This window comes from Corynebacterium sp. HMSC063A05, from assembly GCF_001809695.1.
Classification (GTDB): Bacteria; Actinomycetota; Actinomycetes; order Mycobacteriales; family Mycobacteriaceae; genus Corynebacterium; species Corynebacterium amycolatum.
The window spans coordinates 1-26,266 of record NZ_KV798502.1 but is presented as its reverse complement, the minus strand read 5'-3'; the positions used below and the strand labels follow the sequence as shown (position 1 = coordinate 26,266).

Annotated in this window: 21 protein-coding genes; 11 read left to right on the top strand and 10 right to left on the bottom strand. The window is 58.2% G+C overall.

What is annotated here, in order from left to right; genetic code table 11:
• Positions 1–22: 22 nt before the first annotated feature.
• Entirely contained in the window at positions 23–1,426 is a 1,404-nt protein-coding gene (locus HMPREF2651_RS05885) for an LCP family protein (RefSeq protein ID WP_239663078.1), read from the top strand.
• Positions 1,427–1,529: 103 nt separating this feature from the next.
• Here the strand turns inward: HMPREF2651_RS05885 and HMPREF2651_RS05880 are convergent, their stop codons facing one another.
• The 4 genes from HMPREF2651_RS05880 to HMPREF2651_RS05865 all read right to left on the bottom strand — a co-directional run bounded on the left by HMPREF2651_RS05880 (position 1,530) and on the right by HMPREF2651_RS05865 (position 6,546).
• Positions 1,530–2,447 carry a DUF5926 family protein gene (locus HMPREF2651_RS05880; RefSeq protein ID WP_049181873.1) on the bottom strand — a complete coding sequence of 306 codons (918 nt, stop codon included), beginning with the start codon at positions 2,445–2,447 and terminating at the stop codon, positions 1,530–1,532.
• A gap of 48 nt (positions 2,448–2,495) precedes the next feature.
• Positions 2,496–3,374 carry a hypothetical protein gene (locus tag HMPREF2651_RS05875; protein WP_049181876.1) on the bottom strand — a complete coding sequence of 293 codons (879 nt, stop codon included), beginning with the start codon at positions 3,372–3,374 and terminating at the stop codon, positions 2,496–2,498.
• Between the two features lie 118 nt (positions 3,375–3,492).
• Positions 3,493–5,460 (bottom strand): pyruvate kinase, encoded by a 1,968-nt coding sequence (locus HMPREF2651_RS05870; protein ID WP_049181877.1) that lies wholly within the window; start codon positions 5,458–5,460, stop codon positions 3,493–3,495.
• A 138-nt stretch (positions 5,461–5,598) separates the two neighbouring features.
• On the bottom strand, positions 5,599–6,546 hold the full coding sequence (locus tag HMPREF2651_RS05865; RefSeq protein ID WP_049181879.1) for an L-lactate dehydrogenase: 948 nt from the start codon (positions 6,544–6,546) through the stop codon (positions 5,599–5,601).
• A 123-nt stretch (positions 6,547–6,669) separates the two neighbouring features.
• Here HMPREF2651_RS05865 and HMPREF2651_RS05860 point away from each other — a divergent pair, with 123 nt between their 5' ends.
• The 3 genes from HMPREF2651_RS05860 (at position 6,670) to HMPREF2651_RS05850 (ending at position 10,382) form a co-directional block, all read left to right on the top strand.
• Complete coding sequence (locus tag HMPREF2651_RS05860; protein ID WP_224786622.1) at positions 6,670–8,634, top strand: alpha/beta-hydrolase family protein; 1,965 nt, start codon at positions 6,670–6,672, stop codon at positions 8,632–8,634.
• A gap of 136 nt (positions 8,635–8,770) precedes the next feature.
• Complete coding sequence (locus HMPREF2651_RS05855; RefSeq protein ID WP_005510435.1) at positions 8,771–9,367, top strand: superoxide dismutase; 597 nt, start codon at positions 8,771–8,773, stop codon at positions 9,365–9,367.
• A 169-nt stretch (positions 9,368–9,536) separates the two neighbouring features.
• Complete coding sequence (locus HMPREF2651_RS05850) at positions 9,537–10,382, top strand: crotonase/enoyl-CoA hydratase family protein (protein WP_049181884.1); 846 nt, start codon at positions 9,537–9,539, stop codon at positions 10,380–10,382.
• Positions 10,383–10,386: 4 nt separating this feature from the next.
• Here HMPREF2651_RS05850 and HMPREF2651_RS05845 read toward each other — a convergent pair whose 3' ends face one another.
• Entirely contained in the window at positions 10,387–12,207 is a 1,821-nt protein-coding gene (locus HMPREF2651_RS05845; RefSeq protein ID WP_070585999.1) for a ribonuclease H-like domain-containing protein, read from the bottom strand.
• 173 nt (positions 12,208–12,380) lie between these two features.
• Here HMPREF2651_RS05845 and HMPREF2651_RS05840 point away from each other — a divergent pair, with 173 nt between their 5' ends.
• The 4 genes from HMPREF2651_RS05840 to yidC all read left to right on the top strand — a co-directional run bounded on the left by HMPREF2651_RS05840 (position 12,381) and on the right by yidC (position 17,326).
• The gene (locus tag HMPREF2651_RS05840; RefSeq protein ID WP_016421682.1) at positions 12,381–13,160 is read left to right on the top strand and encodes a DUF6474 family protein; all 780 of its coding nucleotides are present in this window, start codon (positions 12,381–12,383) and stop codon (positions 13,158–13,160) included.
• Between the two features lie 160 nt (positions 13,161–13,320).
• A complete protein-coding gene (locus HMPREF2651_RS05835; protein ID WP_239663080.1) occupies positions 13,321–15,069 on the top strand; it encodes an alkaline phosphatase D family protein in 1,749 nt (582 codons plus the stop codon).
• Positions 15,070–15,417: 348 nt separating this feature from the next.
• On the top strand, positions 15,418–15,771 hold the full coding sequence (locus tag HMPREF2651_RS05830) for a histone-like nucleoid-structuring protein Lsr2 (protein WP_049181889.1): 354 nt from the start codon (positions 15,418–15,420) through the stop codon (positions 15,769–15,771).
• A gap of 196 nt (positions 15,772–15,967) precedes the next feature.
• Entirely contained in the window at positions 15,968–17,326 is a 1,359-nt protein-coding gene (gene yidC / locus HMPREF2651_RS05825) for a membrane protein insertase YidC (protein WP_049181891.1), read from the top strand.
• A 52-nt stretch (positions 17,327–17,378) separates the two neighbouring features.
• Here the strand turns inward: yidC and HMPREF2651_RS05820 are convergent, their stop codons facing one another.
• The 3 genes from HMPREF2651_RS05820 to HMPREF2651_RS05810 all read right to left on the bottom strand — a co-directional run bounded on the left by HMPREF2651_RS05820 (position 17,379) and on the right by HMPREF2651_RS05810 (position 19,912).
• Complete coding sequence (locus tag HMPREF2651_RS05820; protein ID WP_016421686.1) at positions 17,379–17,999, bottom strand: TetR/AcrR family transcriptional regulator; 621 nt, start codon at positions 17,997–17,999, stop codon at positions 17,379–17,381.
• Between the two features lie 375 nt (positions 18,000–18,374).
• Positions 18,375–18,668 carry a GlsB/YeaQ/YmgE family stress response membrane protein gene (locus tag HMPREF2651_RS05815; protein ID WP_049181894.1) on the bottom strand — a complete coding sequence of 98 codons (294 nt, stop codon included), beginning with the start codon at positions 18,666–18,668 and terminating at the stop codon, positions 18,375–18,377.
• 344 nt (positions 18,669–19,012) lie between these two features.
• Complete coding sequence (locus HMPREF2651_RS05810; protein ID WP_016421688.1) at positions 19,013–19,912, bottom strand: universal stress protein; 900 nt, start codon at positions 19,910–19,912, stop codon at positions 19,013–19,015.
• A 297-nt stretch (positions 19,913–20,209) separates the two neighbouring features.
• On the opposite strand from HMPREF2651_RS05810, the gene HMPREF2651_RS05805 reads away from it, so the two are divergent.
• The 3 genes from HMPREF2651_RS05805 to HMPREF2651_RS05795 are packed head-to-tail and all read left to right on the top strand — an operon-like array spanning position 20,210 to position 24,700.
• The gene (locus HMPREF2651_RS05805) at positions 20,210–21,241 is read left to right on the top strand and encodes a pseudouridine synthase (RefSeq protein WP_049181896.1); all 1,032 of its coding nucleotides are present in this window, start codon (positions 20,210–20,212) and stop codon (positions 21,239–21,241) included.
• 18 nt (positions 21,242–21,259) lie between these two features.
• Entirely contained in the window at positions 21,260–22,054 is a 795-nt protein-coding gene (locus tag HMPREF2651_RS05800; RefSeq protein ID WP_016421690.1) for an ABC transporter ATP-binding protein, read from the top strand.
• 21 nt (positions 22,055–22,075) lie between these two features.
• Positions 22,076–24,700, top strand: coding sequence for an ABC transporter permease (locus tag HMPREF2651_RS05795; RefSeq protein WP_049181898.1), 2,625 nt, complete (start codon positions 22,076–22,078; stop codon positions 24,698–24,700).
• A 111-nt stretch (positions 24,701–24,811) separates the two neighbouring features.
• Here the strand turns inward: HMPREF2651_RS05795 and HMPREF2651_RS05790 are convergent, their stop codons facing one another.
• Together HMPREF2651_RS05790 and HMPREF2651_RS05785 are read right to left on the bottom strand one after the other, a co-directional pair.
• Positions 24,812–25,255, bottom strand: a complete 444-nt coding sequence (locus HMPREF2651_RS05790) for a DUF2871 domain-containing protein (RefSeq protein WP_038627034.1) — start codon at positions 25,253–25,255, stop codon at positions 24,812–24,814.
• Between the two features lie 90 nt (positions 25,256–25,345).
• Complete coding sequence (locus HMPREF2651_RS05785) at positions 25,346–26,101, bottom strand: SDR family NAD(P)-dependent oxidoreductase (RefSeq protein ID WP_161798951.1); 756 nt, start codon at positions 26,099–26,101, stop codon at positions 25,346–25,348.
• Between the last annotated feature and the right edge of the window lie 165 nt (positions 26,102–26,266).

The window sequence follows — 26,266 nt, the reverse complement described above, 5'->3', positions numbered from 1 at the left end:
TCGTTGCCTATTCTTAATTGGTATGGAAGGCAACTTCGACGACTCGCGCATTGCCCGCGACCGATACGGCAGACCGCTCAAAGATCGCTATGGTCGCCCCATCTACCGCCGTGTGGACGAGGCGTCGCCGAAGCATGCTCGCCCCCGTGAGGCCGATTCGCGTGGCGCTTCACGACGCCCCATCCCTCCCCGCCCTGACCGCCCTTCTCGGGCAGGGGCAGCCCGCCCAGCGCCTATGCCTCCACGCAGGTCTAGGCCGCAACCAGAACGTCGGCAGGCGCCACTGAACGAAACGCGCATTGAGTCCCGTCCACCGATGAACCGGACCGGTAGCGGACGCGCTGGCAGCGATCCGCGGTTTCCTCCACCCGGCTATAACCCGGATGCGGATTTCCAATCTTCCTCGCAGGGTTCGTCGCAGGACTACTACAGTGCCCCACAAGCAGCGAGTTCTGGCCGTGGTGGACGCCGCAGCAGTCGTGGCGGAGCCGGTGCCAGGTCGAGCTTCCGCACGCCACGCATGCGGCTGCCACGCTTGCGCTTTAAATCCATCATCCTGGTTGTCGTCATCTTCCTTGTCGTCACGATGGCACTTGTCGACATCCGCCTGACCAGGGTCGACGCCTTCTCAGGTCTGGCAAATCGCCCTGCCAATACGATGTCCTCCAACTGGTTGCTCGTCGGTTCGGACTCTCGTACGGGCTTGTCAGAGGAAGATGCCGCCAAGCTGTCGACGGGCAGTGGTGATTTCGGCCAGCGCACAGACACCATCATGATTGCCCACATTCCGGTGTTCGGTAAGCCGAAGTTGGTCAGTATCCCGCGTGACTCCTTCGTGGATATCCCGGGCAATGACAAAAACAAGATCAATGCGGCATTCGCATTTGGTGGCCCCCAGTTGCTCATCGACACCGTAGAGAAAAACACTGGGATTCACATCGACCACTACGCCGAAATTGGCTTTGGCGGTTTCGCCGGTGTCGTCGACGCTGTCGGTGGCATCGAAATGTGCCCTGAAGAAGCCATCGACGACCCGCTGGCAGGCCTGAATATTCAGGCCGGTTGCCAGAAATTCGATGGCGCGAGTGCCCTGGGTTACGTGCGCACGCGTGCTACCGCCCAGGGAGACTTGGACCGCGTAGAGCGGCAGCGTGAATTCATGAGTGCGCTGATGGGACGGCTGAAGTCACCTGCGGTATGGCTCAACCCCTACCGCTGGATTCGCCTGGCCCATGCTGGCACTAAGGCCGTGCTCGTCGGCGATGGTGACCATGTCTGGAATCTGACCTGGCTGATGTTGCGCATGCTGTTCGGTTCCGATTCTCTTACCGTGCCCACCTCAGGCGCCATGGATACCGGTTATGCGGGCAATGTGCTGCTCTGGGACGAAATCGAAGCGCCAACACTTTTTGCGGAGCTGAGATAGCCAAGAGAGTAGCTAAAACTGCTTCAGATAACTTAGAGACAACTAACGCGTGTGGCTCAGCTTTTCGCTGAGCCACACGCGTTAGTTCTTAAACCAGTTCCGCCTAGTTCCGAATGGTCACCTGACGGGACACGATGGTCTCACGGGACTTACGCTCCTCGGCGGTCAGCGGCTCTTCGCTGGCCAGCGCCTCAGCGATACGCTTGTCGGCCTCTTCCACGGCAGCAATCCAGTGGTCGTGCGGCTTGGTGTTATCCAGGTCCCAGACCGGCACCAGCACGCCATCGGTACGGAAGACACCAGCGAACTTAGTGCCCTCTCCCAGCGAAAGGTTGTCCGCAGCGTGCACGCGTGCCAAGGCATCCAGCAGCGGCTTCTCATCTTCACGACGCACCCAGCGGATGTGGGCGCGCTCGCCCGGATCAATCCACCACACAGCACCAGCCACCTTCGCATCCAGGCGGTATGACGGGAGAATCGCGTCGTTAGCCACGGCCAGGTTCTGCTCGATCATCGGGGTGCGTTCAATGCCCTTGGGAATCCACCACTCGAAGTCCTGGTGGACCTCCATGTTGTCGAGATCCACGGCGGTCAGGACGTCGGTAAGCGGTGCAGCCTCGCCGTCAGTAGCGGCCGAGAGCTGCTGACCCGGCTCTGCATCGCGAGCCCATGCCAGCGCACGGGAGAGATCCGCAGCGCCGTCATTGGTGCGAGCCTGCGTCTGCAGCGCGACGAAAGCCTCATTGCCCTGGTCAGCGGCACGCGTCAGTGCGGCTACGCCACCCGGCAGCACGGTGCAGAGCTTGATGTCACGCTCAGCGTCAGCGACCGTGACCGGAATGACCACAGCCGGAGCGAACTCGCGGACAGCCACGATGTCAGCCTCTTCGTCGAAGTCTTTGAACGGACGCGGATTGCCCAGCAACGCTGCACGCTCAGCAGCGCGGGCTGCCAGCTTCGCCTGACGGCGGCTCATGCCCTCCGGGGCCTGATTATTCTTCTTACGAGATTTCTTTCCCACAAGGCCACAGAATACCTATTCGCAGTCCGTAATTCGCGACTGCCTGGGCTACTTATAAAAATCGTCGACGAATTCGCTCGCCGTTCCTTCGAAAAGCTGCTTGTCGACGGCCAACGCGCCCGCCTCCCCTTGTTCATCGGTAGCTTCGCTGGGGATGAAGCCCTTGGACCAAAAACCGGGCTGGGTGCACTCGCGACCTGCCCCAACGGGAATGTTGCGATGCACTTCCTCGGGAGCCAACACGTAGCGGAGTAGCCGCGCCGTAAGGGCAGTTGTCACACAAGCTAAAACAGTGATGATTCCGGCCTGGAAGTATGTCCTGGACACGTCGGCAGCGATAAACCAACCCGTTGCAAGGGGCCACAAAACGCAGGCCAGATACCAGATAAAGCGACCTGGCCTCATTACGGCAGTGACTCCTGTTTCAGCCAACGCGACCACGGGCCCCGTGATGTTGCGCACTGGCCACATGTGCATCGTGCGCACATCCGTTGCCGTGCGCGACAGCAGTGGGCGGGCATACGTTGCGCGGTCACGCAGCACCTGGAGAGTCTTGTAGACCGAAAAACCCAGACCAATGAGGGAAACCATTCCGCAGAGACCGAAAGCCCATGCTCCCAATTCGCCGAGGAGGGAAACCACCAAATCCTGGCCGGGGCTCAGGATGCTCATCCAGATGAATACGGTAAATGCGGCGAATACTCCGGCGCCGCTCATTGCCCATCGAAAGACGCTGTCCGCACGCTTGCGAACAATCTCATCGGCCTTCCAGCGCGGTGTCGCACCGGTGATGGTCGAATCCGAGACAGTCGGCTGCCAGCTCTGCTGCGGTGGCAGCACCACCTGAGGTGGGGACTGCTGTGGCTGCTGTTTTGGAGACTGCGGCGGCACAGCCCACCCCGCGTTTTCTGCCTGTTCATTAGACATTTTCCGCAGGGCTCCTCTCGTACGCGCGGCCGGCTTCTTCCGCAGTCTTTTCTCCCACGGTGTTTTTAGGTGCGCTCCCCCTAACCTACCTAAACTAGCCCGGCCCCTAACCCAGCCACTAGTCCGACCAGCTGCGAATCTTCCGCAGCATGATGCGGCTCTTACGCTGCGAACGTCCCATCTTCCGGGCCAGGTTGTTCAAAATCGCGATGGCCTCGGTAATATGCGGCCCCTTGTTCAGCATCACGCACTCGGCACGCAGGGCGAAGGCCGCATCGGTAATCTCCGCGCGGGACGGCAGGCCGGCCTTGGCCATGTTCTCCAGCACCTGAGTACCCAGAATGGTCGGCACACCGGCTGCCTGCGCCAGCGTCAGAATCTGGCCTGGGACCTCACCCATACGGTCGAAGCCCAGCTCCACAGCCAGGTCACCACGAGCAATCATCAGACCGGACTTGGCGCGCTTCATGCTGGTGATGATGATTCCCGGCAGATTCTGGAATGCCGGAATAGTCTCAATCTTCAGCACAACACCCAGGTTCCGAGCCTTCGACGCCAGGTCCTCACGGCCCGCAGCCTCATGTTCTGCCGCAATCTCATCGAGCACCTTGTAGACGTACTCAGCATCCCCCTGCGTGCGAATAAAGCTCACCGCAGCAATATCCGCATGCTCCACCACAAAACGCAGGTGCTCAATGTCTTCGTCGGTAAGCGAATTGAGCGGCAGGTCGGTGTTCGGCAGATTGATGCCCTTATGCGCCGCCAGCGGCTGACCATTCGGCTTCGTACGCAGGACACGCAGCCGGGCATCGACGTGACTATCTTCGCTTGACGACGTCTCGGAGACCTCAACCACCTCAGCGCCAAGTGCACCGTCGTCGAAAAGTACCGGATCGCCCGGTTTCAGAGCCGCCACGGCAGACGGCAGCGAACAGGAGACGCGTGGAATTTCATCGTCGGTGCGTGGAATGGTGGTGATTTCCTCACGGCTGGTGAGAATAAACTCATCCCCAGTGTGGAAACGCAGCTTTTGCACGGTCGGTGGCACACCACCAGCGCGCGTGACCTCGTAGTTGCTCCGCAGGTGTGTGCCCTCGGCGATCCACGCGTTCTTCTCCCCCTCGGCGAGGACAGCCTCGACCTCGCCCTCGGAGTCGGTGTCGATGCGCACAACGGTGAAGTGACGCTTGGCCGAGCGGGAGTCATGCAGCGTGATGACGTCCTCGAGCTGCAGCTGCTCCAACCACCCCTGATCTGCTTCCAGCGGCAGTGCGGGACGCCCCGGCAAATCGCTCGGAGCTGGCTTGGGGTGCTCATCCAGCCGTGGAGTCAGCCAAATCTTGGACTTGGAGATGACCGTGCCGGCGTCGTCACGCACAACACGGGCGCGCCCCACACGCGGCCCCGGTTCGATATCGCCTGTGCGCAGCTTCGGGCCAGCCAGATCCATGGACACGAAGATGCGGCGACCGGCCTTCTCAGCTGCAGCATTGACGTTGTCAATCATGCGGCTCCACTGCTCAGGGCCGTCGTGGGCGCAGTTGATGCGAGCGAGATCCATGCCAGCGGCAGCGAAGCTCTCCACCAACTCTGCATCGTCGGCGGCCTCGGCGGGCAGGGTCACCATAATGTGCGAAGTGACATCCGCGCGCTCCTGACCGAACAGCTCGGTGGCGTTGTTATCCAGGGCAATATCCGCGCGCTCATCGTCGGCAATAATGCGGGCGACATCGATGTCTGAGGTGCGCCCCGCCAGCGCCAACAGCGCGTTGAGAGCGAGCTCAAGGCGCCCCCGGGTGAAAGTCTCCACCGTAGTCAGACTGGTCACGCCGAGGTCGTGCAAGCTGTTTTGCAGCTCACGGATGTCAATTGTGCGCAGGTGTGCGTAGTGCAGCAGGTTTTCCGCGTGCCGACGGCGCTCCTCCGGCACCTCTGCGAGCAGTGCAGAAGCCTCCACCGAGACGTCGTCCAACTCTGTGATCAGATCAGTGACCTTGCTGATGAGGTCATCCAGACGCGGTACGGCCGCGCCGCTTTCAGTGTTGTCAGTTGCTGTTGCTGTGTCTTGAGGGCTCTGCGCTGCCATAGAGAAGGCACTCCTGTGTTTAAGACGAAGCGTTGGCCAGAGTCGGCCACGCGGGCCAATAGAAGGTGGGCATTCTCATTCTCAAATGAGACGGCCGAAAGCGCATGTCGAGAAGACATCTACTCTCGCTACCAGCAGTTACTTCCAGAATGGATCCTGCACATCTCGGAGCGTCTGAATGGACTTGTCCAGCTGCTTCTTTTCGTATTCGTCCAGCTCAAGCTCGATAACGCGGCGAATTCCTCGACGGTTCACAATGGCTGGTGTTCCGATGAACACGTCCTCATGACCGTATTCACCTTGCAAGTATGCGGAGACCGGCAGAGCTACCTCTTGGTTCTGGAAAATGGCGCGCGTAATGCGGGCCAGACCCATACCGATTCCGTAGGAAGTGGAGCCCTTGGCATCGATAATCTCGTAGGCGGCATCACGGGTTCGGATGAAGATGTCCTCCAGCTCGTCGTGAAGCGCGGGGTCGGCGGCGAGGCGCTTGGACAGACTGACGCCTGCAACGTTGGCGCTGGACAACACCGGCAGCTCGGAGTCGCCGTGTTCACCAATGATGTATGCGTGCACGCTCATCGGGGAAACATCGTAGTATTCACCCAGCATGTAACGGAAACGTGCGGAGTCCAAGATGGTGCCGGAGCCGAAGACACGGTTGTGTGGCAGCCCGGAGTACTTCCACGCGGCGTATGTGAGTACGTCGACGGGGTTGGAGGCGATCAGTAGGAGCCCATCAAAACCGCTGGCCATGACGGAATCGACGATGGACTTCATAATTTTCATATTCTTGTCCACCAGCTGTAGGCGAGTCTCGCCGGGCTTTTGTGCTGCGCCTGCACAGATGACTACCAGCGCGGCATCGCCACAGTCGGCGTACGTGCCCTGAGTGACTTTGGTGCGCGACGACGCCCACACGACGCCATGGTTTAAGTCCATGACGTTGCCCATCGTCTTCTTTTCGTCGATGTCAATGATTGCCAAATGGTCGACAGTGCCTTGGTTGACCAGCGAGTACGCATATGCCACGCCGACGTCGCCAGCGCCGATCAGCACGACCTTATTTCCTGTGGATAGCTTCATAGCCCTCGAATCCTTCTCAACCGATTCGGAAAACGTTGCGACACCCCACAGGCTACGCTTTGTGCGGAAAACTGGCGCGAGATGAATAAACCCCGTGGAAAAAATTTTGCCATGATGGGATTTATGAGATTCCTGCGTCGCGCATTTACTTCGATTGCGCCCTCGATTGCGTCTACGGGCAACACACCTGTAGCTCAGCCAATCGAAACCACCAGGACAGTGCGAGCTGCACGAGCAGCGCGAACGGGAATTGCAGGAGTCGCTGGCACAGCTGGCATGGCCAAAGCGCTGGGCGCAGTCGGCACCGGCAGTCTGATGGCTACCAAAGTCTTTCGCGAACGCCTCCTAGGTACCGGCCCTGGCACTATCCGCAGCGCACTGCGGGCGGGCATCCCCTCCAACCCCGGTCTAATTGGTGCAGAAATTGCGTCATGGGCTGCCTTTAGCCCCTCGCTGATGCCGCGTACTCGGACCGCCACCGTTACTGTGACCTTCCTGGCACAGTTGGCGGGCCATGTCACCGGGGTGGCTATCGGCTATGGCTACAACACGACGATGCGGCGTCTGGCCAGCACTCCGCTCAACCGCTTTGCGCCGGCACCTCGACACGAGCGCGCACTGGCCGTGACCTGGCATGTTGCCACCACAGCCACCACCGCGGCGCTGTGGCTGCGCTCTATTTCCCAGCAGCGCGAAATTGGCCGACTGGTGGGCAAGGATGAGCAGGAATCCGCACGCAGCCAGTTCGCTTCCACAATGATTGCCAGTGGTCTCTACCTGACCACTCGGGGGCTCTCCGCGCTGGCCAATCGCGGCTATGACTTACTGCGGGACAACCTCCGCCCCTGGCTGCCGCGCGGTCTCGCCCCGGTTCTCAGCGGTGCCATCGTCGGTGGTGCCGTGGCCGCCAGCATTGACCGACTGCTTATCCGTCGGACTTTGGAGTCCATCGCCAAGAAGTCCCGATACCTGAATACCCTGGTAGTTCCAGGCCGCATGCAGCCCTGGGAGCCGGAACGTTCCGGAAGTCCATGGTCTTTGGAGCCGTGGTACGCACTCGGCGCCGAGGGGCGCGTCTTCGTCGCTGAAGGCCCCCGTGCCCGAGATTTGGCGGTGGTCACTGGCAAGCCGCTCTCCGAACTGCAGGAACCCATCCGCATTTATGCGGGCAAGGTGCCAGGTCGTTCTCTGCGGGAACAGGCGGAGCTCATCATCCGCGAGATGCACCGCACCGGCGCGTTCCGGCGCGATCATTTGGTTGTCTTCACCACCACCGGCACCGGTTGGGTGCCACCGTGGTCGGCGCAGGCTGCAGAGTTCTTGACCCTTGGCAACTGCGCCACTGTCGCTCTGCAGTACTCTGACCTCCCCTCCCCAGTGGCATGGCTAACGGACCACGAAACCCCAATCGCGGCTGGCCACACCCTTATCCATCGGGTGTTGCAGGAAGTCGACAAGATGCCGGAGAACGACCGGCCAAAGGTCTACGTCGCCGGTGAATCCCTCGGCGGGTTTGGCGGTCTCGGCGCATTCGAGAATTCCGCTGACATGCTCGCACGCGTCGACGGTGCTGTCTGGACGGGCGCACCACAGTTCTCCGCAATGTGGAAAGAGCTGACGCACCGTCGGACAAAGGGGTCTCCGGAAATCGCTCCGGTCATCGACGAGGGGCGAAACATCCGCTTCGCTACGCGCCCCGACGAGCTGTACCACTCCTTCTATGGCACCAAGTTCGGGCCGTGGGAATTCCCGCGCGTCGCATTCCTGCAGCATGCCTCTGACCCCATCGTCTGGTGGGATTACCCACTGGCCTGGCGCCGCCCCGACTGGCTTGCAGAGCGTGTCGGCCGCGATGTTCTCCCCTCCATGCGCTGGCACCCGTTCGTCACCTTCTGGCAGGTGCTTATCGACGGCCTCGCCTCCGTCACCGTCCCCGGTGGTCACGGCCACCGGTACGAGGAAGAAATGCTGCCAACGTGGGCTTCCATCCTCGACATTCCGCTTGACGACGACCTGGGTGGCGCAGCCGGAATGCGCTTCAAGCGCGTGAGTAAGTGGATTCGCCGCACTCAGCCGCCGCGTTCATAAACTTGTGACAGATATCCCTGAACAGCATTTTTTATGAATTTCGCATTAATTGTATTGCTTAAATGGTTGCGCATCCGCTCATCTTGAGTACCATCAACGGCACAACCTAAAAACGTGTTGAGGAGGAATTTTCCTAATGACTAAGTACGAACTTCCTGAGCTGGATTACGCTTACGACGCTCTGGAGCCGCACATCTCCGGCGAGATTATGGAGCTGCACCACAGCAAGCACCACGCTAATTACGTCAACGGCGCCAACGCTGCTCTGGAGAAGCTCGCTGCTGCTCGCGAGTCCGGCGACTTCGCAGCTGTTACCGGCCTGTCCAAGGACCTGGCCTTTAACCTGGGTGGCCACACCAACCACTCCCTGTTCTGGAAGCTGCTGTCCCCGAACGGTGGCGGCCAGCCGACCGGTGAGCTGGCTGAGGCTATCGAGCGCGACTTCGGCTCTTTCGAGAAGTTCCAGGCTCACTTCAACGCTGCTGCTCTGGGCCTGCAGGGCTCCGGCTGGGCTGTTCTGGGTTACGACACCATTGCAGAGCGCCTGGTTATTGAGCAGATGACTGATCAGCAGGGCAACCTGTCCATCAACCTGAAGCCGGTTCTGCTGCTGGATATGTGGGAGCACGCTTTCTACCTGCAGTACAAGAACGTCAAGGCTGACTACGTCAAGGCTGTCTGGAACGTCTTCAACTGGGATTACGCTGCAGAGCTGTTCGCAGCTGCCAAGTAATTTCAGCTAACAGCGCGCGGTTTTTTACGCGTCCCTACCGCGCGCTAAAGATGGCTTACCGGCTCGCTGACGGGACTTACCCTCAGCGGGTCGGTTTTTGTGTCTTGTTTGAGACCACTTTTGGTATTTCCCGGGCGGCACACGTGGCCGTCGTTTAGCGTTAGTGCCCATGAACACCAGCAACAATGTCAACGTCGCCTATGAATACCTCGCCGTAGCTGATTCAGAGGCGGCGAAAATCGCTGTCGTCAGTTTGGACCGCGGAGACAAACTCAACGGTCTAACACTTGAGATGCTGACCGAGCTGTCCGCCGTCGCTCGGAAACTGGCAGCTGACCGTGATCTGCGTGGCGTAATCCTACGTGGCGAGGGCAAATCGTTTTGCGCTGGACTCGATTTCGCCTCGGCATTTAAGAAGCCCTCGCGCATTCTGCGCTCATTCGTCCCCGATATCCACGGCACGAACCTGTTCCAGCGCGCCTGCTGGGACTGGCGACGCCTGCCGGTGCCGGTCATTGCGGCAGTGCATGGGCACTGCTACGGCGGTGGTCTACAGATTGCACTAGGTGCTGATTTCCGCATTACTACGAGCGATGCCAAGTGGTCAATCCTCGAAGCGAAGTGGGGACTGATTCCGGATATGTCCGGTATGCGAACCATCCTCGATGAGGTCAGCGCCGATACTGCACGTTGGCTGACCATGTCTGGCGAAGAACTCAACGGCAAGGAAGCAACTGAGATTGGTCTGGCGACGTGGGCCGTGGACACGGAGGACGCTGCACTTGAGCTGTCCAAGGAGAAGTTGGCACAGCTGGCGACACGCTCGCCGGATCAGCTGGCGGCGACGAAGCGGCTTTTCCGCGATGTGCACCGCTCTCCTCGCGCAACATTCCGTGCCGAGCGCACACAGCAGCTGCTGCTGTTAGCCCGCAAGAACACGGCCATTATTCGCGATGCTGCGATGAAGAAGGTCTCACCTAAGTTCGCCCGGCGCGGCACGTGGGCGCGTGGTTAGCGCGTTAAGGAACCGGCAGGTCATCCCCATGCGGCAGGTCCGCGGCCGCGCGCTGTGAATCCAGCCAGTCGCGGACGTGGGCTACCGATCGGCAATCATCGCCGTTGTAGCGCAGCAGCATGGCGCGAGCCTCGGCTTGCGTGAGCTTTTCAAAGGACTGTTCCGCGACAAAGTCGAGGTCAGTGGCCGTCGCAATGCGATACAGATCCAGCGATGCCTCGCCGTCAACATCGGCGTCGCGCCAGTGGAAGCCCGACCACGGGGCCACGACTTTAAGCCCCATGCCGACGGTGGAGAGGATCTGGCGACGGGCGACCTTCAGCATGTCCACCCAGTCCTCCGAGGCAATGAACTTGTCCACTTCTTCGCGGGTCGGCACCCGCACAATCTTTGTCGGGCCAGCTGCCTCGGAACTGGAACCAGCCGCATCGCCTGTAGCCAGCTCCGCCGAATCTGCGGGCACCACAAATTCCTGGCCGCCGAACCGGGTGGCGCTCTGACGCAGCCAATAGTTCTCACCCTCTGCCGCCCAGCAATAGGCGCGGAAGGTCTTGCCTTGTTCATGCGCCGCATTTCGACGCCGCATCAGGTAATCCCAGAAAATCGCAAAGTTCCTGGCCTCCGCCGTGCCACCGAGCCCTTCTGGCCCCGGTGGCTCCCAGGTGATAAACCCGCGGTAGTCCTCCCCAGGCACCCACGTTCCCCACAGGTAGGCGCCATCGTTGGGGTACGCCTCCATATCGATATCCATCTCAACATCGCCACGCGGGGCCGATGTCTTAGCGGCTACCCGGAGCGCATCGACGTCGGCAAGCCGCGCCCTCGCCATCCACACCTGCTCCTTGCTGACGTGCGGAGTGTTGGTACTCGCCTGCGCCAGTGCCGTGACCGTGTCGATGCCCACACTGCGCAACCGCATGGACTTATCCCCAGGTAGGAGGAGGGAAATGTCGTCACTTGCGGTCAGCTCAGCCAAGCAAAGGTCGTGGTGACGGCAGGTTCGGCACTCCCGTATGCGCCGTGGCGCCAGCGGCCAGGTGCCTGGCGTAAACCGTGACGGTCGCCCCTGAGTGGCAGCGACGGCATCACGCGCGTCCCGCAACGCCATCCGGTACGAGGCCACGCGCGAACCTTCATCGGCAATGACAATATGCCGTGTATCCAGGTTCATCCCGGTGGCACTAATCGCCCCCACCAGACCACAGGATACGCCCAGGCGGTGCAGTATCGCCGCTGCCTGCCCAAGCTTCACAGCATCGGGTCCGTAATGCCGTAGCTTCCACTCGTCCGTGACAACCATCGCCTGACGCAGGGTCCGCCCCATTACGCCAGCACGTCCGAGCCGGTCAACGCCCAGCAGTCGCACCTGCATCGCCGCCGCACGCGCCGCATTGCTTGACGACGGCTTACGCCGTCGGCCCGGTTTGCGCGCAGAGAGCAGGTGCCGTGTGACAACCAGGACCGGCATGTACGTCGGTGAGGTCGTCTGTGGTGAATCATCGACCTTGACCAGCAGATCGGGGTGGCAAATCTCGTCGATTCCCGAGTACACCCCACCGGGAATCGGACGCTCATGCATGAGCACGCCACCGGCGATGACGCTTTCTCCGCAGGCGATGGCCTCAAGGGTATCCAGGTGAGCGTCCGGCCCCGGGGCCACTGTGTACAGGCCGGGGATGGACGCGATGGACGTCGGCAAGCGGTGCTCATGGCGAGAAGCAGGTTCGACTAGCCGCCCCTCGCGGAGGTCGAGGCTCAGCCGGTAGCGGCAGCCGATGAGGTCGCTCGCGTGGAGAAGCGGGCGCGAAACGGATGAATCAGTCACAATGAGAATTAGCGTATCGCCACTCGGTAGGAAGTTTCACGTTAAGCTTGGATAGCAAGAATCGTGATGCAGCCACTGCATCTGGCAAGCGCACTCCGGCGCGGTGGGGTTTACGGGTTTTCCGCCCCGCTTTTCCGGAGGGACTATCTGCGAGCAACTAGGCGAAGGAAAAAATGAGCTTCTTGGGTGACATCCGTGAGCGTCGGCGCGAAACCGCCAAGCAGGTGAAGGCTGCCAAGGCGAAGGCTAAGGAAGAGGCTCGCCACGCAGCTCGACTTAATCGCAAGGCACATAAGGCTGAGGTCAAGGCCGCTAAGCGCGACCAGAAGCACCAGCACAAGCTGGAGCTGAAGGAGGCCGCTGGCCGCGTTCGTTCTGAGGAAAAGCTCGGTAAGAAGGAACTCAAGCTGGAAAACCGTGCTCTGAAGCGCGCGGAGAAGATCCGCAAGGCAAGTGCCAAGGACGAGAAGAAGGCGCTGGCCGCCAAGCAGCGTCACCAGACCAAGATGGCCGAGAAGATCCTGCAACAGCAGCGCAGCCAGGGCTTCAACAAGGACAAGGCAAAGTCGTGGATCGGTGGCGCACGCCTGCTGGTACCGGTGCTGGTTCCGCTGGCCTACCGCGCCATCACTGCCATTCAGCGCCGTGAACACTCTTCGGCCGCGCAGAAGTTCGGTGTTTCCGCTAATGATGCCGCTCGTTACCAGGGGCACGGTGCGCCGCTGCTGGCCCGCATTGAGGCCACTCGTGGTTCACTGACAGAGCTGCGTAAGTCGGGCGTCAAGGGTACCGATGGTTTTATCAAGGACGCCAACTCGCGTCTGGATGTCATGACTGATGCCATTAACACTGCCGAGAAGATGACCCCGGAGCAGCGTCGTCGCGCACACCACTCCATTACCGCAGAGCTGGATTCTCTGGATCGCCAGATCATTTCGGAGCTGGGCGCGTAAACCTGGCCGCTTCGGGTTAAGGCCACTCGCCGAGATCCGTCGAACTAAGCGCGACTGTTGTTGAGCAGCAATAGTCGCGCTTTCGCTCTTAGTACCCCCGTATCGGGCTATTTTCTCCCTCCGATGGCGCTACGGACTGAGAACTACTGTAATGAGGGCTATGCCATCTTCAGATAAATCTCAGACTGCAGCCTCGGATCTGAACGGCGCGGTCTCGAATAGCGACGCAACAGCCCAAAAGCCATTCACCCCTTCTCGTCGTGCCGTACTGCGTGCCGGCGCTACCGGTGCTGCTGCTGGCGCCATCGGCCTGGCGACCGCTACTAGTGCGGGGGCCAATCCTGAGTCACAGTCTCCAGCTAATGCTGGCGGTTTTCAGGTCTTCCAACACGGTGTGGCCTCTGGCGATCCACTGCCGGACTCCGTTCTTATCTGGACTCGTGTGACCTCGCACCCAGGCGACACCGCAGGTGCAAACCAGGGCCGCCCTGTTGCACTGAAGTGGGAAGTCGCTTCTGATGAGGGCTTCGGCAACATCGTTGCCTCTGGTGCCCTGAACACCGACCCGGATGCTGACAACACCGTCAAGATCGATGTCAAGGGTCTCTCCGCTGATTCCTACTACTTCTACCGCTTTACCGTCACCGCGGGTAATCACGCGGGCCAGGTTTCCCCGATTGGCCAGACTCGCACTGCGCCGCCGGTGAACTCCTCGCCAGATCACCTGGGCATCGCGCTGACCTCCTGCGCTAACTGGGAAAGTGGCTTCTTCTCCGCTTACCGCGATATGGCGGAAAATGACCGCATCGACATCATTATGTGTGTCGGTGACTACATCTACGAGTACGAGGCCGGTGGCTACTCCGGCAAGGGCCCGGTTCGTGACCACAAGCCGGCTCACGAGATTATTTCTCTCGCTGACTACCGCCTGCGCTACGCCACCTACCGCACCGATGCGGACCTGCAGGAAGCTCACCGCGCAAAGCCGTGGATTGTGACCTGGGATGACCACGAGGTCGCCAACGATGATTGGCACAGTGGCGCTGAGAACCACGACCCGGAGACCGAAGGCGACTACGTTGCCCGCCGCGACGCCGCTATCCAGGCTTACCTGGAGTGGCTGCCGGTTCGCGCTGTCCCCTTCTCCCAGGGCGGCAAGCTCTACCGCAGCTTCCGTTTCGGCGATCTCGCCGACCTGACCATGCTGGACCTGCGCACCTACCGTGACCAGCAGCTGAAGTTCATCCGCGCTGGCGAGACCGATGATGAGAGTCGCTCCATGCTCGGCTCTGAGCAGTTCAATTACCTGCTCGGCCAGTGGCGTTCCTCGAGCGCAAAGTGGCGTGTCGTGGGCAACTCCGTCATGTTCACTCCAGTGCTGGTTCCGCCGCTGGATCCGGAGGCCACTCGCGCTGTCACTGAGCTGCTGAGCTTGCCTCAGGACGGCCTGCCGTACAACTTGGATCAGTGGGATGGCTACGCTGCTGAGCGTCGTAAGCTGATTGACATCATGGGTAAGGAGGGCTACGACAACGTTGTCTTCCTCACCGGCGATATTCACTCCTCCTGGAACTGCAACGTACCGAAGGTCCCGGGCCAGTACCCGAGTGCCGGTATTGCCGCCATTGAGATTGTCTGTACTTCCGTCAGCGCCCCGAACATCGATGACATTGTGAAGCTGCCTCAGGACAACCCGATTTCCTTGGCTGCTACCGCTGGACTCAAGGCTGCGAACCCGTACGTCAACTACCTCGAGTTCGACCGCCACGGCTACACCGCTGTCTACTTCGGCCGCGAGGACGTTACCTCTGAGTACCGCCTCGTCGAGGTCAAGGAGGAACCGAACCAGCCACTTTTCGTCGCCGCTACCTACCGAGGCAAGCCTGGTGAGGGCATGACCCAGGCTTAAGCGCTTTCTCATCCTTTCGCTTTCCGACGACCACTGAGAGCGCACCCCGCATTGCGCCCTCAGTAGCGTAGTTGCTGTTCACGACGGCCCTGCACAACATGCAGGGCCGTCTTTTTATTACCCCAAGTTCTTGTGCACAATTAATCGAATTATTAACAAACCATGTATTCGATATAAGTTGCACAATCTAGCTCAATTATCGTCAATAGACATTAAATTTCTTTGCACTTATACTGTGGGGGAAAGAAAACAGGGCTTGATATTAATTTGAAATTTCACCGTACTGAAGTTTCACCGTAAGCCTTCTTCATTATTACAAGTTCAGCACCAAGCTTAGGCAGGGATTCTATGGCACGCCGCGAACTAATTCAGTACATCGACGACCTTGATGGGACTCCGCTTGATTCCGCAGATCACCAAGTCGTTCGTTTCTCTTTCCGCGGTAAGAACTACATTCTCGACCTCTCTCAGGAAAATGCTGAGAAGTTCGAGCAGGTATTAGAACCGTATATTGCGAACGCTTCTATTGATCACAGCACGGTTGTAGCTCCGCGTAAGCGCTCTTCCGCTAATCCCAATGCCGCTAAGGCCCGTGATCGCAATCGCAAGATTCGCCAGTGGGCACGAGAGAATGGCATGGATGTTGCAGACCGTGGTGCGCTGCCAAAGCACATTATTGAAAAGTATGAGAGCGCTAACTAGTTCTCACCCAGGTTCGTTTGCCTTCCACTGGATTTCATCCAGCTTCACTATCTTAAAGACAGGGTCCCGCCGCAGCGGGGCCCTGTTTTAAAGTTGGGGCAGGTGATTCGAGTCGCTAGGATAGCGGCTGGAATTGGCACACCGGCCTAATCCGGTTGTCTTACTTTTCTTATCCTTGACATGGAGGAGTCGGCCCGTGGTTATTTTGGAACCATTTGTTTGGCTGGTCTCGTTTGTCCTTAAGGCGTGGCACCTTTTACTGGCCTCAGTGTTTCACCTGCCATCTTCTCTGTCCTGGACGCTTTCTCTCTTCCTGCTGGTGTTTACGGTGCGTGGCGCTCTGGCGTTTCTCGCGTTCCAGCAATTTATCTCGGCGCGCAAGACAGCCAACCTACGGCCGCAGCTTTTTATGCTCAAGGAGCGCTACCGCAGGAGCATCGAGCCGAACTCGCCACAATACGTAAACTTTGCCAGCAAGGAAATGCGCAAAGATGAGGGGATTAAGACCTCCGTAATGCTGGCGCCCCTCTTCGTCCAGATTCCCGTGATTATGGGCCTCGTTCGCATGCTGAGGCACATGCTGCGGGCGTCTGAGGGGCCTGGGCTGCCTGCGTCTCATAATGTCGGATTCATCTCTAAGGATGAGATTTCCGACTTTCTGAGTGCGACATTCTTGGGGCAGCCTCTACCCGCGTATCTGCGCATGGACCGGGAGCAACTACAAATCCTTGGGGGCGATCATGATTCGCTGTTAGCTTTCTGCATTATCGGCATCGTGGCAGCGGCCATTTTCACCGGTTTTAACTTGGTCATTTCCTACCGCCGGTTGCAGCGCACTCTCGACTATTCCAATAGCGTCAGTGTATTCCTCAGCAAATTCATGCGCGTAATGCTTATCTACGCACCGCTGATGATCCTCTTCGCGGGGTTCTTTGGCCCAACACCTGTGGCTCTAATTGTCTACTGGGTCACCAATAACTTCTGGACACTGACCCAAAATATTATTCTTACCCGCTATGTAGAAAAGACCTACCCGCTCACGGACGATTTCCGAACTCTTCAAAACCACCAAAAGGGTGAATACGAATCGGAGCGGGAGGAAAAGAAGAAGTTAAAGCAGGCCAAGCGTCGCTTTTATATCAAATCCGCATTCGCTCCGTGGAAAATAAAGCAGTATAAGAGCGAATATGCCGCTATTGAGAAGGAATCGCGGGACCGTCGTAAAGCAAAGCAGGACGAAGAATATGCCCAGGCTTTGAAAATTGCGAAGGTTCGCTACATGGTGACCCAGATGAGGCCTGGCGCTCAGGACAATTTGCCGTCCCTGACGCAGGATATGAAGATTTCCTCGGGTATAGTTCCGCCGCTTCCCGGCCTGGCCAAAGTGCGGGCAGACATGAAACGACAAGCCGAGAAAGCACAAAAGGCGCAGAAGCGGCCGAAACCAATTCTGATTGCAAAGAACCTGGGAATGCTGCTCGGCCAGAATACGAAGAATATGGTTAAGAAAGCCACCGGCTCAAAGGAGTCGGACTGGAAACGCTTCCGGGATTAGCCCGTGAGCAAAAGGCGAGAACTAGGGCGCGTTAAAAAAGGGAATTAGGTATTTACGTGACCAAGTCACGGGCCAGGTCGCGCGCCATCTGCAGCGGGTTCAGGTCCTTGGACATCTTGGCACCCGCGAGGCCGCCGTCGAGGTAGAGCAACAGCATATTTGCGTGAGCAGACGGCATACTAGATTCATTTTCAGTCAGCAGCGTGTGTAGCTGTTGCCAAACCCAGGAGCGGTGATCGGCTGCGGCCTGGCGGATGTCCTGCTCCGACTCCGTTTCCGGCCGTGGATATTCACTAGCCGCATTCTGGAAGTGTGAACCACGGAAGTCGATTGCCGGCTGCTCCGCAATACACTGATCGAAGAAAGCGAGAATCTTCTCCGCCGGGGTATCCAACGAGGCCACTCGCTGCTCCCAAGCCTCCCGCCATTTGGCATCGAGGTCTTGCAGATACGCGATGACCAGCTTGTCCTTGGATCCAAACAACGAGTACAGGCTGGCTTTGGCGACATCAGCTTCCCGCAGGATGCGGTCAATGCCGACAACGCGGATGCCTTCCGTTGTAAACAGAGCTGTCGCTGATGTCAGGAGGCGCTCCCGCGGACTGGGGCGGTTACGACGGCGAGAGGAAGCGCGGCCGCCTTTTGCGCCCTTGCCCGTTGTCGCTTCTGCCACGGCAGTACCTCTCGTCCTTCCAAAGTCACACCCCGTTATAACAGCTGCTTACTCGCAAATATCGGCGTTCGCGTCATTGCTTTCGCAACACTGAGCAGGGCGTTTATAGTTTGTGATATTCCATTGTAGGCGCATCTGCGACTGTGATTTTGTAAAAGAACAAACTAGTCAGTCTTTCAGCCTCTAGTCCTACTTTAGCGTGCGATGATTACTGCCCCCAACAGATGTCGCGACAACCGCAGAACGTCAACTTCACGCCAACCGCACAAGAAAAAGGGCATCTCAATGTTAATGAGATGCCCCGCGCTCTAGCTCACTATCCAGTAGATAGCAGCGTTACGACGCTTCGTGCATAGTCGCGCTGTTTTACTTTGCTTACTTGCGCTTCTGAATCATGCCGACAATCCACAACAGAATCACGGCACCGAGCAGACAGGTGAGGAAGCTGAAGAAGAATCCACCGCTTGCGACATCAATGCCAAACCGGGTGAGCAGCCAGCCACCCAAGAAACCACCGACAACACCGACGACGATATTCAGGACAATACCCATCTGTTCATCGGTGTTCATGATTTTAGAGCCGATCCAGCCGGCAAGACCACCAATGATAATCCAACCAACGAAGCCCAGAGTAGGACTAAAAGAGGCAGCAAGAAGAATCTCGTTCATGTTAGATATTCCTTTCCCGAAATCGTTCTGACTCAACTATAAGGCTTTCCAAAATATCTTGCACCTACTGCAAGCACTATCAGGCCATTTCGGCCACTGGGAAACTAGCGAGATAACAGTCGGATAACCACAGAAAAACCTTATAGAATCTGTACTTTCTGCATGAAAACGGGGTTTATGCAGACGAGAGGCCCCATTTATATAAACCGAAGCCGATCTCCGAGACATGTCGGAAACCGGCTAGGTTCTACTTATAAATATTCGGTAACGGTTTCTGTTCTCGGCGCTAAACGCACCTCCACGACCGGCACCGGCGTCTTTTCTCAGCCTCCTCGAAGGGCGCTTTAGGCGTCAGTCTCCGGGCGGACGACCATCATCGGGCAAGCAGCCGCCTGCAGGAGTGCACGCGAGGTGGAGCCGAGCAGCATGCCCTTGAAGCCTCCGCGACCGTGGCTGCCGACGACCAGCAGCTGCGAGCCTTCCGAGGCGTCAGCCAGAGCACGAACCGGGCGGTCGCGGGTAACGACCTTCTTGATGGCCACGTCCGGGTACTTCTTAGCGTACTTCTCCAGGCGGTGGCCGAGCAGAGCCTTCTGCTCCTCTTCCACAACCTGCCACTGGCTCTGAGCTGCAGAAAGACCGGCCAGGGAAGCCTGTACCTGCATGTCCATCCAGGTGTGAACTGCAATCAGCTCTGCACCACGGGCATCGGCCTCACGGAATGCGTACTCCGTTGCCTTTTCGGAAATATCGGAGCCATCGACGCCGACAACGACCGGGCCGTACTTGGTCTCATCGGTGACCAGGTTGTCCTCGCGGACAACAACAACCGGGCACGATGCGTGGGAAACAACAGCGGCGGAAACCGAACCCATGACCATGCCAGAGAGCCCACCCAGACCGCGAGAGCCCATAACCACCATGGTTGCCTGCTCAGACAGGTCGAGCAGCATGTCAATCGGGCTGCCCTCTTCAATCTGGTGGCTGACATCTACCGACGGTGCGAAGTCGAGGGCAATCTTCTTGGCCTCGTTAATCTTCTCCAGGGTTTCGGCCTCAAGATCGTCGTAAAGCTCCTGCGGCGGAACCATGCCCTCTGCGTAGAGGAACTGTGGCATGGAGTAGCTGCTGACCAGACGGAGTGGCTCACCGCGCTTCACTGCGGTGTTAGCGGCCCACTTGACGGCGGTCTTGGACGCCTCTGAGCCGTCGACCGCGCACACAATGATGTTCTGCCTTGGCATTGATTGCCTCCTTATTATGCGATCCATAAAAATTGGCTCTCCGCGGCCAGACCGCAACGCAGCTACACCTATCGCACCTGCTTGGACGCCATTTTAATGGACAAGCTTTGCTATTTAGTCAACTCTTCCGAGCCAACCCTTTTATTACTTTCACCTCCACCCTACCCCCATTATGTTGCGACCGACAGGGCAGAATGTTGTCCACCTACGCCATTGGGGGCGATACCAACACCGCTCTGCCACAGCAGCTCCGCTTGCCTGCCAGATGAATCCGGGGCACCTGTTAAAGTCAGCCGTATGCGTCGCATGCCACTGCCCATTCGCGATGGGCTCAACCCATCCCGCATCGCCGCTCCCGGGCGTCGTGGCGATGCCCCCACCCGTGCGTGGGTTCTGCTCGCAGGCGCTATCGCAGGTCAAACCCATCGCCACCCGGACGATGATGAAGCGGCCGTAGCTAAACGCTTTGCAGATGGGCTCGTCGTTCGCGCCAACTCAGTGCCGTACAGTCCAGATGACATGGTGAAGCCCGGCGCGGAAATGTGGTTTTACCGCACCCCGGCACCGGAGCGCACAATCGCGGGGCCGATGCCGATTGTCTTTCAAGATGACAACCTTGTGGTCGTCGACAAGCCGTCGTTTTTGGCAACGATGCCACGCGGCCGACACATCACGGAAACCGCTGTCGTACGCCTGCGGCGGGAGCTGGGAAATCCGGAGTTGGTTCCCGCGCATCGCCTCGACAGACTGACGTCGGGGTTGCTCATCTTTACCGCCCGGCGCGAAGTTCGTGGCGCCTACCAGGGGCTTTTCGCATCTGGGGAAGTTACTAAGCGCTATCACGCGCTGACATCGCCCACACCCATCGCTGGCGCGACCAGCGAAGCCCTGCCCGAGACCCCGCTGGAGTTGCGCACACGACAGCACAAAGTTGCTGGCCAGATGCAGGCTTATACTCTCGAGGGCGAGCCAAACGCCCACACCATCATCGAGCACATTTCGCTTGTCGACGTGCCTTCGGACGCCGACGACCTCGCTGCCGACAGTGGTCGCGTTGCGCTGTGGCAATTGAAACCCATCACCGGACGCACTCATCAGCTACGGCTGCACTTGAGTGAGCTGGGCTTTCCCATCCTGGGCGACCAGTACTACCCGGAGATTCTGCCGCTGGAGGCCGAGAATACCTCGGAGCCCCTGCACCTGGTCTGTGTAGAAATGAGTTTCGCTGACCCCGTGACTGGTGAACAACGAACGTTCCATTCCCGCCGCAGCGTTTTCAATCCGCTTTCGCTGCCGGATATTAATTCGCCGTTGATCAAATCTAATTAGAAGAGAACCCCCTCCCCCATGTCTGCCAAGCATGCACAACAATCCGCTAAATCATCCGCTGAATCTTCTTTGGAGCATTCCGCCCCACCAGCGGCGGCCTACGCTGAGAGGCTCACCAAGAAGTACGGTGTCGGCAATGCCGCTGTTACTGCACTGGACCATGTCGATATCTCTTTTGCCGCTGGTGAGTTCACCGCGATTATGGGCCCGTCCGGGTCCGGTAAGTCGACATTGATGCACTGCATGGCCGGTTTGGACTCCGCGACGTCGGGAAGCGCGTACATCGGCACGACGGATCTGTCGAAGCTGTCGGACAAGGAAATCACGGCGCTGCGGCGTGATCGCCTGGGCTTTGTGTTCCAGTCCTTCAACCTGGTGCCGACGTTGACGGCGGCAGAGAACATCACCCTGCCTATCAATATCGCTGGTCGGAAGGTGGATAAGCAGTGGTTCGAGGAAATCACCACACGCCTCGGGCTTAAAGAACGGCTTACGCACCGCCCCTCGGAACTGTCCGGTGGCCAGCAGCAGCGTGTCGCCTGTGCGCGTGCCATCGTCAGCCGGCCGGAGATCATCTTTGGCGATGAGCCGACGGGCAACTTGGACTCGAACTCATCTCGTGAGGTATTGACGATTCTCCGCGATGCGGTTGATGACATCGGCCAAACCGTCGTCATTGTGACGCATGATGCCACCGCCGCGTCCTACGCAGACCGTGTTGTGTTCCTCGCGGATGGCCGCGTGGTTGACGAGCTTCGCAATCCCACGCCCGCCGATATCTTGGCGCGCATGGCAGATATTGAGAATCTTTAGGAAGGCAGGTCATCTCCCCCCATGGCATCATCGTCTTCCACGCTGAGCCGCGTCGCCTGGCGCAACATCACCTCGCACAAGTTGCGCCTCGTACTCACAATTATTTCGGTCGTGCTGGGCACGGCCTTCATCACCGGCGCATTTGTGTTCACATCATCGCTGGACAAGGCCTTTAAGGGCGCAATGAGTACCGCTTATGACGGTGTCGACGTGGTGGTGACGGCCCCTGCTGACAATCCCGGTGCGCTCACCAAAGAAACTGAACAGAAGGTAGAGAACTTCCCTGGGGTGCGCGCCCTCAACATCGGCAATCCCAACAACAGCATTACGGCCACGGGAGCCGATGGCAAGCCGATTCAGACCAATGGTTCGCCATCGTTGGGTCTTCCCTACTATCCAGCGGCCGAAGCAGTGGGCAACAAGGTCACGATTACCGAGGGACACGCACCGGAAGCACCAGGTGAGGTGGTCGTCAATTCCACCACCGCCGAACTCGGCAACCTCCACGTCGGCACTGAAATCAAGGTGGCCACCCGTCTCGAGCGGGCGACGGTGAAGGTTGTCGGCATCGCTGATACCTCCATCGACGAAACCGGCTATCTCACAGTCTTTTTCACCCAAGATCAGTGGCGAGAGCTCTACGGCGCGGACAGCCATATGGACATGTTCACCCTCGCTGCCGATTCCACCACCGACGCCGCCGCACTCACCCGTGACGTCGCGGCCGCGTTCCCCGAGCTCAAGGTAGAGGCCGGCTCTACGCTCGCCGACGAGGCTTCCGAACGTGTCTCCTCCGCCTTAAGCTTTGTTAACTACTTCCTCATCGCTTTCGGGCTCATCGGTCTGCTGGTCGGCATCTTCATCATCTCCAATACCTTCACCATGCTGGTCACTCAGCGCATGAAGGAATTCGCTCTCCTCCGCGCCCTCGGTGCTTCACGACGGCAGCTCACTGGGTCAGTCCTCTTGGAGGCATTCATTGTTGGCCTCATCGGTTCCGCACTAGGTGTAATCACGGGATTTGGGCTGAGCCAGGGGCTATTCATGCTTCTCGATGCCATGAGTATCTCCATGCCCGGCGACGGCCTGACATTCGAACCGGTGGCAGTTATCGTGCCGCTCATTGTCGGCGTGGTAATTACCATGATTGCCGCCTGGACGCCGGCCGCCCGCGCTGGCGCGGTCCCTCCTGTGGAAGCCATGCGCTCTGGAGATCAAACAACCAGCAATAGTCTCAGTGCTCGGACGTGGACCGGCGCAGTGCTGGCATCCGCTGCTATTGCAATCATTGCCTGGGCATTGCAGTGGAACGACGCGGAAACCAAGATTCGCGCCATCTTCGTTGGTGTCGGTGCGGTGATGGCCGTAGCCTCCGTCTGGCTTGTCGGCCCTGCACTGTCCATGCCTCTGATCGGAGGACTGGGGCGCGTCGTAGGTGCGCCTTTTGGAACCGTCGGCAAGCTTGCGGCAACGAACTCTCACCGCAATCCGCGCAGAACGGGAACCACATCGTTTGCACTGACGCTCGGACTTGCGCTGGTGACTGTGATCGGCATGTTCGGCGTGTCCATGAAGGAAGCGGTCAATGAGTGGTCAGAGACCAATCTGACGGCTGACTTCGTGCTCTCACCGCCTCTGACTGCGCATTCGGCCCTGCCTCTTGGTGTCGAGGACGCGGTGAAGGGTATCGATGGTGTCGAAGACACCGCAACGTTGTCGATTGGTGCCCTACTGGTGATCCCGCCTGAAGAAGCCGCCACGATGATGACTGCCGACGGCGAACAAACTGAAGTCGGACCGGAATCTAGCAATGTGTCGGTTTTCAACTCCAACGTCGGCAAATGGTACGGCACTCGCGCCATCCAAGGATCCCTTAATCTAGCCAAGCCAGATGCGGGAATTGTCATCAGCGAATCAACGGCGAAAAAGAATAGTTGGAACGTTGACACTGAACTTGCAGTGGTTTCCAAAGGCGGCGTAACACGGCTCCCTGTCACCGGCATTTTTGCTGATACAAGAGATCCAGGCCAGTCGATTTTTGTCTCCTACGAAGCCGCCCATAAATATGTCAAGAGCAGCCACCTGTTGCCCTTCCAGACCTACGTCGATGTCTCCGATTCCATCGCGGCAGATGACAGCGCCATGGCTGAGATGAAACAGAAGCTTAGCGACGCCGTTGCAGACTACCTTGTAGTACAAGTGATGACTGCCAAGGAGTTCGCGGGCCTGGCTAATGCCTCTATCGATGTCATGCTGGGAATCGTGTACGCACTGCTGGCACTGGCGGTCATCATTTCGATTCTGGGAATTATCAATACTGTCGCGCTCTCAGTTGTCGAGCGCCGCCAGGAGATTGGCATGCTTCGAGCCGTCGGCCTGCAGCGCTCAGGGATTCGCCGGATGATTCGCCTGGAATCTGTGGAAATCTCCATTTTCGGCGCGGTTGTGGGTATTGTCCTCGGCTTGTTCCTTGGCTGGTCACTGCTGACCGTGCTGAAGGATGAGGGCCTGAATACTATTGCGGTACCGTGGCTGCAGGTTGTTCTCATGCTGCTTGGGTCTGCGCTTGTAGGCGTTATTGCTGCTCTCGAACCTGGTCAGAAGGCCGCAAAGACACCACCTCTGGCCGCTATCGCAGACGAATAGTCGCCGCTATATGAAAGCGCCCCGCGCAGATATAGTTTCTGCACGGGGTTTTATTTCGCCTTATCGCCTAGGCGGAATCAGCTATCTGACTCACGCATTTCCACTGGGAATTTATACGGCTGCGTTGGCCTTGCGATCCACGCGTTCACGATTCTTCAGCGCCTTATTGAGAAGCATAAAGAACCACACAAAGCCAACCGTCAGGATAATGTGGCCGAGTCCTGCAATTCCCGAGTACATCGGACCCCAGGCCTCCGGGCCTGAAACAACGTGGACAATACCGTTTGCCACCATCATGCCGATCGTCCAAACAATGCCGACATTCTGAACAATGAACCAGCGATCAAAGCCCTTGACAGCTGAAATATTGAATTGACCATCCAATGCCAGCGCAACCAAGAAAAAGATCGTGCCAAGGACAAGGAAATGCGTGTGCAGCGTATTGAGCTGCGTTTTATCGCCAAAATCCATCGCACGGGTAAATTCACGATAGAAAACGCCAGAAAACAGACCAAGACCGAGGTAGACCGAAGCGGCTGTGAATAACTTACGCATACTTCGTAGCCTACTCAGAAAACACTGGCTTCTACATGGACTAAACCCAGGGGGTTAAACGAAAGTTTGATACCGCGAAACTAGAGGGCCTCAAACTAACCGCGCGAATCGAGCCACCACACGTTTCGGCACAGCCTTAAATAGAGCCATCACCAGACCATATAGACCGGGTGCGACCTCCGCTCGGCCGCTCTCCGCTGCACGTAACGTGCCCTCCACCAGATAACTGAGATTCTGCTCAGGCATAAGACGCAACTTCACCGACTTCGCCTGCTTCACGACGTCCCGGAGCGCCTTGGTCTTAACCTTTCCCGGGTAGCAAATAGTTACAGTTACACCATTAGGCTTTAATTCATCCCTAAGGCTGATACCCCAATGCCGAATAAACGCCTTCGATGCTGTGTACACTGCGAGCCCTGGAGTTGGTGCTACAGCAGAGATCGACGAAACCAGAATAATGTGGCCATTCTCTTCGAATAGATCGTTTAGAGAGTAAACCGCTGCGACCGTTCCGCGAATATTTGTCTGTATCATTTGATCAGCCCGCGAAAAGTCCTGGGTATTAACATCGCCATAATTCGCGTACGCGGCATTGAGGATTAAATAAACTATCGTCGCGTGATGGCGCTCAACACGATTCCGGAGCCTATCGCCAAAATCATCATCGGACTGGTCTAGACGAAGATATCGAAGACGCGAACCTTGGGTCCTAGAGTGTTCAGCGGCCTCGCTGGAAGGATCATCGTTGTAGCTACGAGAGATACACCAGATTTCATCTAGGTCTGGACGTAGCTGCCCGAGCCTATCGGCGAAGACGGCACCTATGCCACGAGATGCTCCAGTCACGATTCCCACTCGCATGATTTCCAAGATACAGCTGACTGGTTCAGGCAATTAAAACGGCGCCGACCAAGAGTGCTGTATGGGAATAAACATGCCGACAAAAAGATACAGCGTTAAAACACTTACGCTAGTTTATGTTGTTTACTTGTGGGTAAAACAAAAGTGGGC

Excerpts from the sequence above, each read along its gene's own strand:
- HMPREF2651_RS05885 (WP_239663078.1), top strand. The coding sequence starts at position 23 with ATGGAAGGCAACTTCGACGACTCGCGCATTGCCCGCGACCGATACGGC.
- HMPREF2651_RS05875 (WP_049181876.1), bottom strand. The coding sequence starts at position 3,374 with ATGTCTAATGAACAGGCAGAAAACGCGGGGTGGGCTGTGCCGCCGCAG.
- HMPREF2651_RS05870 (WP_049181877.1), bottom strand. The coding sequence starts at position 5,460 with ATGGCAGCGCAGAGCCCTCAAGACACAGCAACAGCAACTGACAACACT.
- HMPREF2651_RS05865 (WP_049181879.1), bottom strand. The coding sequence starts at position 6,546 with ATGAAGCTATCCACAGGAAATAAGGTCGTGCTGATCGGCGCTGGCGAC.
- HMPREF2651_RS05860 (WP_224786622.1), top strand. The coding sequence starts at position 6,670 with ATGAGATTCCTGCGTCGCGCATTTACTTCGATTGCGCCCTCGATTGCG.
- HMPREF2651_RS05855 (WP_005510435.1), top strand. The coding sequence starts at position 8,771 with ATGACTAAGTACGAACTTCCTGAGCTGGATTACGCTTACGACGCTCTG.
- HMPREF2651_RS05850 (WP_049181884.1), top strand. The coding sequence starts at position 9,537 with ATGAACACCAGCAACAATGTCAACGTCGCCTATGAATACCTCGCCGTA.
- HMPREF2651_RS05840 (WP_016421682.1), top strand. The coding sequence starts at position 12,381 with ATGAGCTTCTTGGGTGACATCCGTGAGCGTCGGCGCGAAACCGCCAAG.
- HMPREF2651_RS05835 (WP_239663080.1), top strand. The coding sequence starts at position 13,321 with ATGCCATCTTCAGATAAATCTCAGACTGCAGCCTCGGATCTGAACGGC.
- HMPREF2651_RS05830 (WP_049181889.1), top strand. The coding sequence starts at position 15,418 with ATGGCACGCCGCGAACTAATTCAGTACATCGACGACCTTGATGGGACT.
- HMPREF2651_RS05815 (WP_049181894.1), bottom strand. The coding sequence starts at position 18,668 with ATGAACGAGATTCTTCTTGCTGCCTCTTTTAGTCCTACTCTGGGCTTC.
- HMPREF2651_RS05810 (WP_016421688.1), bottom strand. The coding sequence starts at position 19,912 with ATGCCAAGGCAGAACATCATTGTGTGCGCGGTCGACGGCTCAGAGGCG.
- HMPREF2651_RS05805 (WP_049181896.1), top strand. The coding sequence starts at position 20,210 with ATGCGTCGCATGCCACTGCCCATTCGCGATGGGCTCAACCCATCCCGC.
- HMPREF2651_RS05800 (WP_016421690.1), top strand. The coding sequence starts at position 21,260 with ATGTCTGCCAAGCATGCACAACAATCCGCTAAATCATCCGCTGAATCT.
- HMPREF2651_RS05795 (WP_049181898.1), top strand. The coding sequence starts at position 22,076 with ATGGCATCATCGTCTTCCACGCTGAGCCGCGTCGCCTGGCGCAACATC.
- HMPREF2651_RS05790 (WP_038627034.1), bottom strand. The coding sequence starts at position 25,255 with ATGCGTAAGTTATTCACAGCCGCTTCGGTCTACCTCGGTCTTGGTCTG.